We start from the raw sequence: 12,493 nt of genomic DNA on the forward strand, positions 1-12,493 counted from the left end.
CGTCACCTACCCGACAGGACTCCGCCTGGCACAACAAGTCGTACGGCGGAAAGTTAACAAGTCCAGGAGGACAATCCAGTGGCGAAGGCGAAGTTCGAGAGGGACAAGCCGCACGTCAACATCGGGACCATCGGTCACGTTGACCACGGCAAGACCACGCTCACCGCAGCCATCACCAAGGTTCTGCACGACAAGTACCCGGAGCTGAACCCCTTCACGCCGTTCGACGAGATCGACAAGGCGCCGGAGGAAAAAGAGCGCGGTATCACGATTCAGATCGCGCACGTGGAGTACCAGACGGAGAAGCGTCACTACGCTCACGTCGACGCTCCGGGGCACGCTGACTACGTGAAGAACATGATCACCGGTGCCGCCCAGATGGACGGCGCGATCCTGGTGGTCGCCGCGACCGACGGCCCGATGCCGCAGACCCGCGAGCACGTGCTGCTGGCTCGCCAGGTCGGCGTGCCCTACATCCTGGTCGCGCTGAACAAGTCCGACATGGTCGACGACGAGGAGATCCTCGAGCTCGTCGAGATGGAGGTCCGCGAGCTGCTGTCGTCCCAGGAGTTCCCGGGCGACGACGTGCCGGTCGTGCGCGTCTCCGCGCTGAAGGCGCTGGAGGGCGACGAGGAGTGGGCCAACAAGATCGTCGAGCTGATGACCGCCGTCGACGAGAACGTTCCGGACCCGGTGCGTGACACCGAGAAGGCGTTCCTGATGCCGGTCGAGGACGTCTTCTCGATCACCGGCCGCGGCACCGTCATCACCGGCCGCATCGAGCGCGGCATCATCAAGGTGAACGAGGAGGTGGAACTGGTCGGCATCAAGGAGAAGCCGCTCAAGACCACCGTCACCGGTGTCGAGATGTTCCGCAAGCTCCTCGACGAGGGCCAGGCGGGCGACAACGTCGGTCTGCTGATTCGCGGCATCAAGCGCGAAGAGGTCGAGCGCGGCATGGTCGTCGTGAAGCCGGGCACCACCACCCCGCACACCGAGTTCGAGGCGCAGGTCTACATCCTGTCCAAGGACGAGGGTGGCCGTCACACGCCGTTCTTCAACAACTACCGTCCGCAGTTCTACTTCCGGACCACGGACGTCACCGGCGTTGTGACCCTGCCCGAGGGCACCGAGATGGTCATGCCGGGCGACAACACCGAGATGTCGGTCCAGCTGATCCAGCCCATCGCGATGGACGAGGGTCTGCGCTTCGCGATCCGCGAGGGTGGCCGCACCGTCGGCGCCGGTCGCGTCACCAAGATCACCAAGTGACGTGACGAGGGCCCGCTTCCCTCGCGGGAGGCGGGCCCTCTCTTGTTTTGCGGTGACCTCGGTCCCGTAAAACGACCCCCGATTTTGGGTGGTGCAGAGGATGTGCCATCCTGTATGGGTTGCTCGTTCAGGGCGGCCGGAATTTCAGACTCGCGGATCGACGTGATCGGTCCTGGTAGTCGCGACGAAGCTCCGGCCGCCCTGGTGCGAGGGCCTCGCGCCCTTGTTCGGTGTTCGGCTCCGTTCTCTTTCGGAACCCGATCCCCCGGCCGCTTTCGGTCGGCCGAGCAGGGCACAAGAAGGTGTACGGGCTTTCGGGCCCACCCCATCGGCGACGTTCGAGGGGACCGGTATGCGACAGCTGGGCGACACGCCCGACCGCGTGTACCGGGCACCAACACACTTGAACAGGGGCGGACTGAGAGCTGTGACGGCTCCCGGTATCGGGGACGACACCACGCTGAGGGCCGTGAGGGGCACCGATGGGTGCGCCCTGCACCCATGTACCTGACCGCGGCACGAGACTAGAGGAACGGCAAGCCACCATGGCGGGACAGAAGATCCGCATCCGGCTCAAGGCCTACGACCACGAGGCGATCGACGCGTCCGCACGCAAGATCGTCGAGACCGTGACGCGCACCGGCGCTCGGGTCGTGGGGCCAGTGCCGCTGCCCACTGAGAAGAACGTCTACTGCGTCATCCGCTCCCCGCACAAGTACAAGGACTCGCGGGAGCACTTCGAGATGCGTACGCACAAGCGGCTCATCGACATCCTCGAACCGACGCCGAAGACGGTCGACGCGTTGATGCGCATCGACCTGCCGGCCAGCGTCGACGTGAACATCCAGTAAGGCACGGCGACGAGGTAGCGGAGAGAACGAGACCAATGTCTGACAGGCAGATCAAGGGGATTCTGGGCACGAAGCTCGGCATGACCCAGGTCTTCGACGACCAGAACCGGGTCATCCCGGTGACCGTCGTGCAGGCCGGGCCGAACGTGATCACCCAGATCCGGACCCCCGAGAAGGACGGCTACTCGGCCGTGCAGCTGGCGTTCGGCGCCATCGACCCCCGCCGGGTGAACAAGCCGCGTGGCGGCCACTTCACCAAGGCCGGTGTCACCCCGCGCCGCCACGTCGTGGAGCTGCGCACCGCGGATGCCGGTGAGTACGAGCTCGGCCAGGAGATCAGCGCGGACCTCTTCGAGGCCGGCGCGGTGGTCGACGTGGTCGGCACCAGCAAGGGCAAGGGCTTCGCGGGCACCATTAAGCGGCACGGTTTCCACCGGCAGCCGATGAGCCACGGTGCTCAGGCGGTGCACCGCAAGCCGGGTTCCATCGGCGGCTGCGCGACCCCCGGTCGCGTCTTCAAGGGCATGCGCATGGCGGGGCGGATGGGTTCCAACCGCGTCACCACGCAGAACCTGAAGGTGCACAAGGTCGAGGGCGACAACGGCCTGCTGCTGATCAAGGGCGCCGTGCCCGGTCCCAAGGGCGGCCTGGTGCTGGTTAAGAGCCCCGCGAAGGGTGGTGCGTGATGAGCTTGACGCTCGACGTCCGTACCCCGGACGGCAAGACCGACGGCACCGTCGAGCTGCCGGCCGAGATTTTCGACGCGCAGGCCAACGTGGCGCTGATGCACCAGGTCGTCGTGGCCCAGCTGGCCGCGGCTCGCCAGGGCACGCACGCCACGAAGACCCGCGGTCAGGTCTCCGGCGGCGGCAAGAAGCCGTACCGGCAGAAGGGCACCGGTAACGCCCGTCAGGGCTCCATCCGCGCCCCTCAGTTCGCCGGCGGTGGCACCGTCCACGGCCCGCAGCCGCGGGATTACACCCAGCGGACCCCGAAGAAGATGGTGAAGGCCGCCCTGCGCGGTGCCCTCTCCGACCGGGTTCGCGCCGGCCAGCTGCACGTGGTCACCGGCGTTGTCGGCGGCGAGCAGCCGTCCACGAAGTCGGCCAAGACCGCGCTGCGGAACTGGACCGAAGCCAAGAAGGTTCTGGTCGTGCTCGACCGCCACGAGGAGCAGAACTCGTGGCTGAGCCTGCGGAACCTGCAGAACGTGCACCTGATCGACCCGGGTCAGCTGAACACCTACGACGTGCTCAACAGCGACGACGTTGTGTTCACCAAGGCCGCCTACGACCGTTTCGTCGCAGGTCCGGCCAAGGGCCGGTCGGTCAAGGCCGCCGCTTCTTCCGCTGAGGAGGCAGAGCAGTGAGCGCCGACCCCCGGGACATCATCCTCAAGCCGGTGATCTCCGAGAAGAGCTACGGACTGCTGGAGCAGTCGCAGTACACCTTCTTGGTGGACCCGCGCTCGAACAAGACCGAAATCAAGATCGCCATTGAGCAGATCTTCGACGTCAAGGTCGCCAGCGTCAACACGATCAACCGCAACGGCAAGCGCAAGCGCACCCGCACCGGGTTCGGCAAGCGCAAGGACACCAAGCGGGCCATCGTCACCCTGACGCCGGAGAGCAAGGCGATCGAGATCTTCGGCGGTCCGGCCGCCTGACGGTGCTGATTAGGACGAGGTTGCTTTAGAAATGGGCATTCGCAAGTACAAGCCGACGACGCCTGGCCGTCGTGGCTCGAGCGTGTCCGACTTCGCCGAGATCACCCGGACGGAGCCGGAGAAGTCGTTGATCGTCCCGCTGAATCGCAAGGCGGGCCGCAACGCTCAGGGCAAGATCACCACGCGGCACAAGGGTGGCGGTCACAAGCGGGCCTACCGCCTGATCGACTTCCGCCGCAACGACAAGGACGGTGTGCCGGCCAAGGTCGCGCACATCGAGTACGACCCGAACCGCAGCGCTCGGATCGCGCTCCTGCACTACGCCGACGGCGAGAAGCGGTACATCATCGCGCCGAACGGTGTGAAGCAGGGCGACCCGATCGAGAGCGGCGCTCGGGCCGACATCAAGCCGGGTAACAACCTGCCGCTGCGCAACATCCCCACCGGTACCGTGATCCACGCGATCGAGCTCCGCCCCGGTCAGGGCGCGAAGATCGCTCGCTCGGCCGGTGCCCGGGTGCAGCTGGTGGCCAAGGACGGCCCGTACGCCCAGCTGCGGATGCCTTCGGGCGAGATCCGCAACGTGGACGCGCGCTGCCGTGCCACCGTCGGCGAGGTCGGCAACTCGGAGCACGCCAACATCAACTGGGGCAAGGCCGGCCGCATGCGGTGGAAGGGCAAGCGCCCGACCGTCCGCGGTGTCGTCATGAACCCGGTGGACCACCCGCACGGTGGTGGTGAGGGCAAGACCTCCGGTGGTCGCCACCCGGTCAACCCGAACGGTAAGCCGGAGGGTCGTACCCGTCTCCGCAAGCCGAGTGACAAGCTCATCGTCCGCCGCCGGCGTACCGGCAAGAAGCGCTGAGCAGGGAGGTAAGCAAACATGCCACGCAGCCTGAAGAAGGGCCCGTTCGTGGACGACCACCTGCTCAAGAAGGTGGACGCGCTTAACGAGTCGGGCAAGAAGACCGTGATCAAGACCTGGTCCCGTCGGTCGACGATCATCCCGGACATGCTGGGCCACACCTTCGCGGTGCACGACGGTCGCAAGCACGTCCCGGTGTTCGTCACCGAGTCGATGGTGGGGCACAAGCTGGGCGAGTTCGCCCCGACCCGCACTTTCAAGGGCCACGTCAAGGATGACCGGAAGTCGCGCCGCCGCTGAGCGGGTCTGTGACACGAACGAGTAAGAGCAAGGGGTAGCAGGATGACAGCCCGTTCCGACTCCACTGCCGCGGAAGCCCCGCGGGCAGTGGCGCGGGCCCGGTTCGTCCGCGTGTCGCCGATGAAGGCGCGGCGCGTGGTCGAGCTCATCAAGGGCCGGAGCGCCAGCGATGCCCTGGCTGTGCTTCAGTTCGCGCCGCAGACCGCCAGCGGTCCGGTGTCGAAGGTGCTCGCCAGTGCGATCGCCAACGCGGAGAACAACCTTTCCCTCGATCCCGAGACGCTGGTCGTGAACCACGCGTACGTGGACGAGGGTCCGACGTTGAAGCGGTTCCGGCCGCGCGCGCAGGGCCGTGCGTACCGGATCCGGAAGCGGACCAGCCACATCACGGTCGAGGTCGAATCTCGGCCCGCGGTGACCAAGTCCCGAAAGAGCCAGAAGGGGAGTGCCCGGTAGTGGGTCAGAAGATCAACCCGCACGGCTTCCGACTCGGCATCACCACGGACTGGAAGTCTCGCTGGTACGCCGACAAGCAGTACTCGGAGTACGTCGCGGAAGACGTCAAGATCCGCCGGCAGCTGTCTCGCGGGATGGAGCGCGCTGGGATCTCGAAGGTGGAGATCGAGCGCACCCGTGAGCGCGTCCGCGTGGACATTCACACCGCCCGGCCGGGCATCGTCATCGGCCGTCGCGGTGCCGAGGCGGACCGCATCCGCGGTGCGCTGGAGAAGCTGACCGGCAAGCAGGTTCAGCTCAACATCCTCGAGGTCAAGAACCCCGAGGCGGACGCCCAGCTGGTCGCACAGGGTGTGGCCGAGCAGCTGTCCAACCGCGTGTCCTTCCGTCGCGCGATGCGCAAGGCCATTCAGTCGGCCATGCGCTCGTCGCAGGTCAAGGGCATCCGGGTGCAGTGCGGCGGACGTCTGGGTGGCGCGGAGATGTCGCGCTCGGAGTTCTACCGCGAGGGTCGCGTCCCGCTGCACACGCTGCGCGCGGACATCGACTACGGCTTCTTCGAGGCCCGCACCACCTTCGGGCGCATCGGCGTCAAGGTGTGGATCTACAAGGGCGAGCTGGTCGGTGGCCTGAAGCAGAAGCAGCAGGAGTCCGAGGTCCGTCCGCCGCGCGGCGGTGGCAACGACCGCAACGAGCGTGGTGGCCGCGGTGACCGCGGTGGCCGTCGTCGTGGCGGTGCGGACCGCGGTGAGCGCGGTGCAGCTGACAAGTCCGCCAAGGCCGAGACCAAGGCCGCGGAGGGCGAGCAGCCGCAGGCTGCGCCGGCTGAAGAGAAGACGGAGGGCTGAGACGTGCTCGTCCCACGCAGGGTGAAGTGGCGCAAGAGCCACGCGCCGAAGCGTAAGGGCTTCGCCAAGGGTGGCACCCGGATCAGTTTCGGCGAGTACGGCATTCAGGCGATCGAGCACGGCTACGTGACCAACCGGCAGATCGAGTCGGCGCGTATCGCGATCACCCGGCACGTCAAGCGTGGCGGCAAGGTGTGGATCAACATCTTCCCGGACCGCCCGCTGACCAAGAAGCCGGCCGAAACCCGTCAGGGTTCCGGTAAGGGTTCGCCGGAGTCCTGGGTCGCCAACGTCAAGCCCGGACGCATCATGTTCGAGCTGACCTTCCCGAACGAGAAGACGGCGGTCGAGGCGTTGACTCGTGCGGCGCACAAGCTCCCGATGAAGTGCAAGATCGTGTCCCGCGAGGGTGGTGACTTCTGATGGCAGCGGGTGTCACCGCATCCGAGCTCCGCGAGCTGGACAACGAGGAGCTCGTGCAGCGGCTGAAGGAATCGAAGGAAGAGCTGTTCAACCTCCGGTTCCAGATGGCCACTGGTCAGCTGCAGAACAACCGGCGGCTGCGCGTCGTCCGACAGGACATCGCCCGGATCTACACCATCATGCGCGAGCGCGAACTGGGCCTGACGGTTAACCCCGAAGGCGCTGAGGAGGGCGCGGCATGAGTGAGAAAGGACAGGGCGTGGAGCGCAACAGCCGCAAGGTGCGCGAGGGCTACGTCGTCTCGGACAAGATGGACAAGACGATCGTGGTCTCCCTGGAAGACCGCAAGAAGCACGCCCTCTACGGCAAGGTCATGCGTCAGACCACCAAGGTCAAGGCGCACGACGAGGCCAACTCGGCCGGCGTCGGTGACCGGGTGCTGCTGATGGAGACCCGGCCGCTGTCGGCCAGCAAGCGCTGGCGACTGGTCGAGGTCGTCGAGAAGGCCAAGTAACGAACACCAGTGAACCGGCCGGTCGCCGGCAAGATCAGCGGCCGGCCGTTTCGCTTGTGGTAGTTGACCGCGCGTGTCAGGTCGGCAATTTGGCACGCCAGAGTGTGTCCGGGCACAAGGTTCGGGCACTTAGGGTCAGGAGTCATACGTGATCCAGCAGGAGTCGCGACTTCGCGTCGCCGACAACACCGGGGCCAAGGAGATCCTTACGATCCGTGTCCTCGGTGGGTCGGGCCGGCGCTACGCGGGCCTCGGGGACATCATCGTGGCGACCGTCAAGGAAGCCATCCCCGGTGCCGGAGTCAAGAAGGGCGATGTGGTCAAGGCCGTCATCGTCCGCCAGAAGAAGGAAAAGCGTCGCGCGGATGGTTCCTACATCCGGTTCGACGAGAACGCCGCCGTCCTGGTGAAGCCGGGTGGCGAGCCGCGAGGCACCCGCATCTTCGGGCCGGTGGCCCGAGAACTGCGCGACAAGAAGTTCATGAAGATCATCTCGCTCGCGCCGGAGGTGTTGTGATCATGAAGATCAAGAAGGGCGACACGGTCGTCGTCATCTCCGGTAAGGACAAGGGCGCCAAGGGCAAGGTCATCCAGGCCATGCCGGCGGAGCAGCGGGTCCTGGTCGAGGGTGTCAACCGGATCAAGAAGCACACCAAGGTCTCCCGGACCGAGCGTGGCGCGCAGTCCGGCGGCATCGTCACCCAGGAAGCCCCGATCCACGTGAGCAACGTGATGGTCGTGGACTCGGACGGCAAGCCGACCCGCGTCGGTCACCGCATCGACGAGGACGGCAAGAAGGTTCGCGTCTCGCGCCGCAACGGTAAGGACATCTGATCATGACTACTGCTGAGAAGATCGTCCCCCGGCTCAAGACCCGGTACCGCGAGGAGATCCGCCAGGCCCTGAACGAGGAGTTCAACTACTCCAACGTGATGCAGGTGCCGGGCGCGGTCAAGGTCGTGGTCAACATGGGTGTTGGCGACGCCGCGCGGGACAGCAAGCTGATCGAGGGCGCGGTTCGCGACCTCACCTCCATCACCGGCCAGAAGCCCGAGATCCGTCGGGCCCGCAAGTCCATCGCGCAGTTCAAGCTGCGCGAGGGCCAGCCGATCGGCGCGCGGGTGACCCTGCGCGGCGACCGCATGTGGGAGTTCCTGGACCGCCTGGTCACCATCGCGCTGCCGCGAATCCGTGACTTCCGCGGTCTCTCGCCGAAGCAGTTCGACGGCAGGGGCAACTACACGTTCGGCCTCAACGAGCAGTCGATGTTCCACGAGATCAACCCGGACAACATCGACCGCCCGCGGGGTATGGACATCACCGTCGTTACCACTGCCACCAACGATGACGAGGGCCGGGCGCTGCTGAAGCACCTGGGCTTCCCGTTCAAGGAGAACTGAGCGATGGCGAAGAAGGCGCTGGTTATCAAGGCGGCCCAGAAGCCGAAGTTCAAGGTTCGCGGCTACACCCGCTGCCAGAAGTGCGGGCGTCCGCGCTCCGTGTTCCGCAAGTTCGGCCTGTGCCGCGTTTGCTTCCGCGAGATGGCGCACGCGGGCGAGCTGCCCGGCGTGAGCAAGTCTTCCTGGTGAGCACCCGCCTGCTTCGGGGTCCCGGTTGCCCGGTCTGATCCGGCGACCCTTACCCTGAAGCAGGCGCTACCAGGGCTGATGCCCACGCTCCGCACGCGAGCCGTGCTTGCGCACGACTGAACAGGGCCCCGTCACCGTGGCGGGAGACCCCGAACTTCGTCCAGGCCAGAGTCCAGACGCCCGCCCTCCGGGTGGGTCGCGGTCCGGGCTCATCGGAACCAGACGAGAAAGGTTGAGCAGGTCATGACGATGACCGATCCGATCGCAGACATGCTGACGCGTCTGCGCAACGGAAACTCGGCATACCACGACGAGGTCGTGATGCCGCACTCCAAGCTGAAGGCGAACATCGCCGAGATCCTCAAGCGGGAGGGCTACGTCGCCGGCTCCCGCGTCGAGGACGGGGAGACTCACAAGAACCTCGTCGTCGAGCTGAAGTACGGCCCGAACCGCGAGCGGAGCATCGCGGGCCTGCGCCGGGTCTCCAAGCCCGGTCTGCGGGTCTACGCCAAGTCCACGAACCTGCCCAAGGTTCTCGGTGGTCTGGGCGTCGCCATCATCTCGACCTCCGGCGGTCTCGTGACCGACCGGCAGGCCATGAAGAAGGGCGTGGGCGGGGAAGTCCTCGCCTACGTCTGGTAAGGGAGGAGGAGCGGCTATGTCGCGCATCGGAAAGCTGCCGATCACCGTCCCCTCCGGCGTCGAGGTGAACATCGACGGCCAGGCGGTGACCGTGAAGGGCCCCAAGGGCGAGCTTGCTCACCAGGTCCGCGAGCCGATCGTCGTCGAGAAGGACGAGGACGGCGCGGTGCTGGTCAAGCGCCCCAACGACGAGCGGGAGAGCCGGTCGCTGCACGGGCTGACCCGGACTCTCGTGAACAACATGGTGATCGGCGTCAGCCAGGGATACCAGAAGGACCTGGAGATCATGGGCGTCGGTTACCGAGTGCTGCAGAAGGGATCGAACCTCGAGTTCTCCCTCGGCTACAGCCACCCCATCGTGATCGAGCCGCCGGACGGCATTCAGTTCGCGGTCGACGGCCCGACCAAGCTTTCGGTCAAGGGCATCGACAAGCAGCTGGTCGGCGAGATCGCGGCTCGTATCCGCAAGCTGCGCAAGCCCGACCCGTACAAGGGCAAGGGTGTCCGGTACGCGGGTGAGACCATCCGCCGCAAGGTCGGAAAGACGGGTAAGTGACCATGAGCGAGACAGCTACCAAGCGCAAGCCGGTTGGCAAGGACATCTCGACCAAGCGTCGGCTCGCCCGCGCCAAGCGTCACACGCGCCTCCGGAAGAAGATCCTGGGCACCGCCGAGCGCCCGCGTCTGGTCGTCACTCGGTCGCTGCGCAACATCACCGCGCAGGTCATCGACGACACCAAGGGCCACACCGTTGCGTCGGCCACGAGCCTGGAGTCCGAGCTCCGCGGCTTCGAGGGTGACAAGAAGGCCGTGGCCACCAAGGTCGGCGAGCTCGTCGCCGCCCGTGCCAAGGACGCCGGTGTCGAGAAGGTCGTGTTCGACCGCGGCGGCAACGCCTACCACGGTCGCGTGGCCGCTCTGGCCGACGCCGCCCGTGACGGCGGACTGGAGTTCTGACAAGTGCGTAAGAACGAGACTGGAAGGGACGCCTGATGCCTGGACGCACTCGGCGTGAAGGCGGCGGGGAGTCCGGCGGCAAGGACCGCCGGGACCGCCGCGACGGCGGCCGTGGCGGGGCGGCCCAAGAGAAGACCCCGCAGTTCGAACGTGTCGTGACCATCAACCGCGTCGCGAAGGTCGTCAAGGGTGGTCGGCGCTTCAGCTTCACCGCGCTGGTCGTCGTCGGCGACGGCGACGGCATGGTCGGTGTCGGCTACGGCAAGGCCAAGGAAGTTCCCGCGGCCATCGCCAAGGGCGTCGAGGAGGCGAAGAAGAACTTCTTCCGCGTCCCGCGCCTGGGCGGCACCATCACGCACCCGGTGCAGGGCGAGGACGCCGCCGGCGTCGTGCTGCTGCGTCCGGCCAGCGCCGGTACCGGTGTCATCGCCGGTGGCCCGGTGCGCGCGGTGCTGGAGTGCGCCGGTGTCCACGACGTGCTGAGCAAGTCGCTGGGCTCGGACAACCCGATCAACATCGTGCACGCCACGGTGGACGCCCTCAAGCAGCTGCAGCGTCCGGAGGAGGTCGCGGCTCGCCGTGGCCTGCCGCTGGAAGATGTCGCTCCGGCGTTCATCATGCGTGCGCGTGCCGCCGGGACGGGGGTCTGATCGTCATGGCACAGCTCAAGATCACTCAGGTGCGCGGGCTGGTCGGCTCGAAGCAGAACCAGCGCGACACCATGCGCAGCCTCGGCCTGCGCAAGATCCGTCAGTCCGTGGTTCGCCCGGACGACTCGAACGTGCGCGGCATGGTCAATGCCGTCCGTCACCTGGTGACGGTCGAGGAGGTCGACTGACATGGTCATCAAACTGCACGACCTGCGTCCGGCCCCTGGCGCCAAGCGCGACAAGATCCGCGTCGGCCGCGGTGAGGGCTCCAAGGGCAAGACCGCCGGCCGCGGTACCAAGGGCACCAAGGCCCGCAAGACCGTCTCCCCTCGTTTCGAGGGTGGGCAGATGCCGATCCACATGCGGCTCCCGAAGCTCAAGGGCTTCAAGAACCGCTTCCGCACCGAGTACCAGGGTGTGAACCTCGGCAAGCTGGCCCAGGCGTTCCCCGAGGGTGGTACCGTCGGTTTCGACGAGCTCGTCGCCAAGGGCCTGGTCAAGAAGAACGAGCTGGTGAAGATCCTCGGCGACGGGGACCTGGAGGGCGTCAAGCTGGACGTCACCGCTCACGCCTTCACCGGCAGCGCTCAGGAGAAGATCACCGCCGCTGGCGGCTCTGTCACCAAGCTCGAGCGCTGATCCAGTTCTGTAGAAGACCCGCCATCCAACCGGGATGGCGGGTCTTTTATTTTCTGGTGATTCCCACACATTCACGGACGCGATACCGTGTGCGCACGGGGAATCACCCTTGGCAGTTCACTTAGCCAGATCGCGATTCCCGCACGGCGACACGTCGGAATCCCCGGGCAGCTCTTCAGCCGAACAAGATCCACCGAAGAGTTTCAAGCGAAGGTGGGTTCGCACAGCTGCTCTTCGATGGTGTTGTCCCCGTCACAGGACTCCCTAGCTTTATCGACGCCGTTTCACCCGGACGGCGCTGATGAATCGAGGGAGGAGCGACGGCATATGCGACCACGACAGGTGGGACGGCGTGCCGTCCTGGTGATCGTCGCGGTGTTGGCCGCGGTTGTCCCGGGAACAGCGGTGGCCCAGGCCGGCGGGCCGGTGGCCCCGAAACCGGATTCGCACTGCAGCTATCACTTCAGCACCGGCGAAACGCTGTGCTTCAAGACGCTGGCCGAGGCCACCGCGCAGTCGAGGGACGCGCGTGGGGACGTCATCCAGGCGACGTTGTTCGCCGACCCCAACTACGGCGGCGGGAGCTTCACCGTCTACGGCTCCGGCATGTGCGAGAAGGACGGTGTCGTCAACTTCCAGATCAACCTGCCCGACGACTGGAAGAACGTCGTCTCCTCGGTTCAGCCGTGGGGCGGTTGCTGGATCTGGCTGTACCCGGAGCCCGATCTGGGCGGCGAGCGCGACGGGCCGTTCAAGGAGAACACGCCCGACGTCGGTTCGATGCTGAACGACCGCACCCAGTCCGTCGGTCTGAGCTGAGGG

General features: G+C 66.2%; 23 protein-coding genes. All 23 read left to right on the forward strand.

Translation table 11 applies throughout. The features are described 5' to 3' along the window. The first annotated feature begins 78 nt into the window (after positions 1-78). Positions 79-1,272 (forward strand): elongation factor Tu, encoded by a 1,194-nt coding sequence (tuf, locus tag E1181_RS11280; protein ID WP_132673937.1) that lies wholly within the window; start codon positions 79-81, stop codon positions 1,270-1,272. A gap of 545 nt (positions 1,273-1,817) precedes the next feature. Further along, positions 1,818-2,123, forward strand: coding sequence for a 30S ribosomal protein S10 (gene rpsJ / locus E1181_RS11285; RefSeq protein WP_009948626.1), 306 nt, complete (start codon positions 1,818-1,820; stop codon positions 2,121-2,123). 35 nt (positions 2,124-2,158) lie between these two features. Then, positions 2,159-2,809: a 50S ribosomal protein L3 gene (gene rplC / locus E1181_RS11290; protein WP_132673938.1), complete on the forward strand. Its 651-nt coding sequence runs from the start codon at positions 2,159-2,161 to the stop codon at positions 2,807-2,809. Then, positions 2,809-3,492 (forward strand): 50S ribosomal protein L4, encoded by a 684-nt coding sequence (gene rplD / locus E1181_RS11295; protein WP_132624358.1) that lies wholly within the window; start codon positions 2,809-2,811, stop codon positions 3,490-3,492. Before rplC ends, rplD begins: the two co-directional genes overlap by 1 nt. Next, on the forward strand, positions 3,489-3,788 hold the full coding sequence (gene rplW, locus E1181_RS11300; RefSeq protein WP_093414194.1) for a 50S ribosomal protein L23: 300 nt from the start codon (positions 3,489-3,491) through the stop codon (positions 3,786-3,788). Before rplD ends, rplW begins: the two co-directional genes overlap by 4 nt. Before the next feature lie 31 nt (positions 3,789-3,819). Then, positions 3,820-4,653: a 50S ribosomal protein L2 gene (rplB, locus tag E1181_RS11305; protein ID WP_132673939.1), complete on the forward strand. Its 834-nt coding sequence runs from the start codon at positions 3,820-3,822 to the stop codon at positions 4,651-4,653. Positions 4,654-4,671: 18 nt separating this feature from the next. Continuing rightward, complete coding sequence (gene rpsS, locus E1181_RS11310) at positions 4,672-4,953, forward strand: 30S ribosomal protein S19 (protein WP_132673940.1); 282 nt, start codon at positions 4,672-4,674, stop codon at positions 4,951-4,953. 42 nt (positions 4,954-4,995) lie between these two features. Beyond that, the gene (gene rplV / locus E1181_RS11315; RefSeq protein WP_132624362.1) at positions 4,996-5,409 is read left to right on the forward strand and encodes a 50S ribosomal protein L22; all 414 of its coding nucleotides are present in this window, start codon (positions 4,996-4,998) and stop codon (positions 5,407-5,409) included. Further along, entirely contained in the window at positions 5,409-6,257 is an 849-nt protein-coding gene (rpsC, locus tag E1181_RS11320) for a 30S ribosomal protein S3 (RefSeq protein ID WP_132624364.1), read from the forward strand. The genes rplV and rpsC overlap by 1 nt, the downstream gene beginning before the upstream one ends. 3 nt (positions 6,258-6,260) lie before the next feature. After that, a complete protein-coding gene (gene rplP, locus E1181_RS11325; protein ID WP_132624366.1) occupies positions 6,261-6,680 on the forward strand; it encodes a 50S ribosomal protein L16 in 420 nt (139 codons plus the stop codon). Further along, the gene (rpmC, locus tag E1181_RS11330) at positions 6,680-6,922 is read left to right on the forward strand and encodes a 50S ribosomal protein L29 (protein ID WP_132624368.1); all 243 of its coding nucleotides are present in this window, start codon (positions 6,680-6,682) and stop codon (positions 6,920-6,922) included. The genes rplP and rpmC overlap by 1 nt, the downstream gene beginning before the upstream one ends. Further along, complete coding sequence (rpsQ, locus tag E1181_RS11335; protein ID WP_132624370.1) at positions 6,919-7,194, forward strand: 30S ribosomal protein S17; 276 nt, start codon at positions 6,919-6,921, stop codon at positions 7,192-7,194. Before rpmC ends, rpsQ begins: the two co-directional genes overlap by 4 nt. A 148-nt stretch (positions 7,195-7,342) precedes the next feature. After that, positions 7,343-7,711, forward strand: coding sequence for a 50S ribosomal protein L14 (gene rplN / locus E1181_RS11340; RefSeq protein ID WP_010315405.1), 369 nt, complete (start codon positions 7,343-7,345; stop codon positions 7,709-7,711). A 2-nt stretch (positions 7,712-7,713) separates the two neighbouring features. Next, positions 7,714-8,028 carry a 50S ribosomal protein L24 gene (gene rplX / locus E1181_RS11345; RefSeq protein WP_132673941.1) on the forward strand — a complete coding sequence of 105 codons (315 nt, stop codon included), beginning with the start codon at positions 7,714-7,716 and terminating at the stop codon, positions 8,026-8,028. Between the two features lie 2 nt (positions 8,029-8,030). Beyond that, positions 8,031-8,594, forward strand: a complete 564-nt coding sequence (gene rplE, locus E1181_RS11350; RefSeq protein WP_132673942.1) for a 50S ribosomal protein L5 — start codon at positions 8,031-8,033, stop codon at positions 8,592-8,594. Positions 8,595-8,597: 3 nt separating this feature from the next. Further along, positions 8,598-8,783 carry a type Z 30S ribosomal protein S14 gene (locus E1181_RS11355; protein WP_132624378.1) on the forward strand — a complete coding sequence of 62 codons (186 nt, stop codon included), beginning with the start codon at positions 8,598-8,600 and terminating at the stop codon, positions 8,781-8,783. A 243-nt stretch (positions 8,784-9,026) separates the two neighbouring features. Continuing rightward, a complete protein-coding gene (gene rpsH / locus E1181_RS11360; protein ID WP_132624380.1) occupies positions 9,027-9,425 on the forward strand; it encodes a 30S ribosomal protein S8 in 399 nt (132 codons plus the stop codon). A 16-nt stretch (positions 9,426-9,441) separates the two neighbouring features. After that, complete coding sequence (gene rplF, locus E1181_RS11365; protein ID WP_132673943.1) at positions 9,442-9,981, forward strand: 50S ribosomal protein L6; 540 nt, start codon at positions 9,442-9,444, stop codon at positions 9,979-9,981. A gap of 2 nt (positions 9,982-9,983) precedes the next feature. Continuing rightward, entirely contained in the window at positions 9,984-10,382 is a 399-nt protein-coding gene (rplR, locus tag E1181_RS11370; protein ID WP_165943816.1) for a 50S ribosomal protein L18, read from the forward strand. A 35-nt stretch (positions 10,383-10,417) separates the two neighbouring features. Next, on the forward strand, positions 10,418-11,032 hold the full coding sequence (gene rpsE, locus E1181_RS11375) for a 30S ribosomal protein S5 (protein ID WP_132673945.1): 615 nt from the start codon (positions 10,418-10,420) through the stop codon (positions 11,030-11,032). A gap of 5 nt (positions 11,033-11,037) precedes the next feature. After that, the gene (gene rpmD / locus E1181_RS11380; protein WP_132624388.1) at positions 11,038-11,220 is read left to right on the forward strand and encodes a 50S ribosomal protein L30; all 183 of its coding nucleotides are present in this window, start codon (positions 11,038-11,040) and stop codon (positions 11,218-11,220) included. Between the two features lies 1 nt (position 11,221). After that, positions 11,222-11,671, forward strand: a complete 450-nt coding sequence (rplO, locus tag E1181_RS11385; RefSeq protein WP_132624390.1) for a 50S ribosomal protein L15 — start codon at positions 11,222-11,224, stop codon at positions 11,669-11,671. Between the two features lie 327 nt (positions 11,672-11,998). Next, complete coding sequence (locus E1181_RS11390) at positions 11,999-12,490, forward strand: hypothetical protein (RefSeq protein ID WP_132673946.1); 492 nt, start codon at positions 11,999-12,001, stop codon at positions 12,488-12,490. The last annotated feature ends 3 nt before the right edge of the window (positions 12,491-12,493 follow it).

Source organism: Saccharopolyspora terrae, from assembly GCF_004348435.1.
Taxonomy (GTDB): domain Bacteria; phylum Actinomycetota; class Actinomycetes; order Mycobacteriales; family Pseudonocardiaceae; genus Saccharopolyspora; species Saccharopolyspora endophytica.

Bases quoted from the DNA above. Each gene is read 5' to 3' on its own strand.
- rpsJ (WP_009948626.1), top strand. From the start codon at position 1,818: ATGGCGGGACAGAAGATCCGCATCCGGCTCAAGGCCTACGACCACGAG.
- rplC (WP_132673938.1), top strand. From the start codon at position 2,159: ATGTCTGACAGGCAGATCAAGGGGATTCTGGGCACGAAGCTCGGCATG.
- rplD (WP_132624358.1), top strand. From the start codon at position 2,809: ATGAGCTTGACGCTCGACGTCCGTACCCCGGACGGCAAGACCGACGGC.
- rplB (WP_132673939.1), top strand. From the start codon at position 3,820: ATGGGCATTCGCAAGTACAAGCCGACGACGCCTGGCCGTCGTGGCTCG.
- rpsS (WP_132673940.1), top strand. From the start codon at position 4,672: ATGCCACGCAGCCTGAAGAAGGGCCCGTTCGTGGACGACCACCTGCTC.
- rplV (WP_132624362.1), top strand. From the start codon at position 4,996: ATGACAGCCCGTTCCGACTCCACTGCCGCGGAAGCCCCGCGGGCAGTG.
- rpmC (WP_132624368.1), top strand. From the start codon at position 6,680: ATGGCAGCGGGTGTCACCGCATCCGAGCTCCGCGAGCTGGACAACGAG.
- rpsQ (WP_132624370.1), top strand. From the start codon at position 6,919: ATGAGTGAGAAAGGACAGGGCGTGGAGCGCAACAGCCGCAAGGTGCGC.
- rplX (WP_132673941.1), top strand. From the start codon at position 7,714: ATGAAGATCAAGAAGGGCGACACGGTCGTCGTCATCTCCGGTAAGGAC.
- rplE (WP_132673942.1), top strand. From the start codon at position 8,031: ATGACTACTGCTGAGAAGATCGTCCCCCGGCTCAAGACCCGGTACCGC.
- E1181_RS11355 (WP_132624378.1), top strand. From the start codon at position 8,598: ATGGCGAAGAAGGCGCTGGTTATCAAGGCGGCCCAGAAGCCGAAGTTC.
- rpsH (WP_132624380.1), top strand. From the start codon at position 9,027: ATGACGATGACCGATCCGATCGCAGACATGCTGACGCGTCTGCGCAAC.
- rplF (WP_132673943.1), top strand. From the start codon at position 9,442: ATGTCGCGCATCGGAAAGCTGCCGATCACCGTCCCCTCCGGCGTCGAG.
- rplR (WP_165943816.1), top strand. From the start codon at position 9,984: ATGAGCGAGACAGCTACCAAGCGCAAGCCGGTTGGCAAGGACATCTCG.
- rpsE (WP_132673945.1), top strand. From the start codon at position 10,418: ATGCCTGGACGCACTCGGCGTGAAGGCGGCGGGGAGTCCGGCGGCAAG.
- rpmD (WP_132624388.1), top strand. From the start codon at position 11,038: ATGGCACAGCTCAAGATCACTCAGGTGCGCGGGCTGGTCGGCTCGAAG.
- rplO (WP_132624390.1), top strand. From the start codon at position 11,222: ATGGTCATCAAACTGCACGACCTGCGTCCGGCCCCTGGCGCCAAGCGC.
- E1181_RS11390 (WP_132673946.1), top strand. From the start codon at position 11,999: ATGCGACCACGACAGGTGGGACGGCGTGCCGTCCTGGTGATCGTCGCG.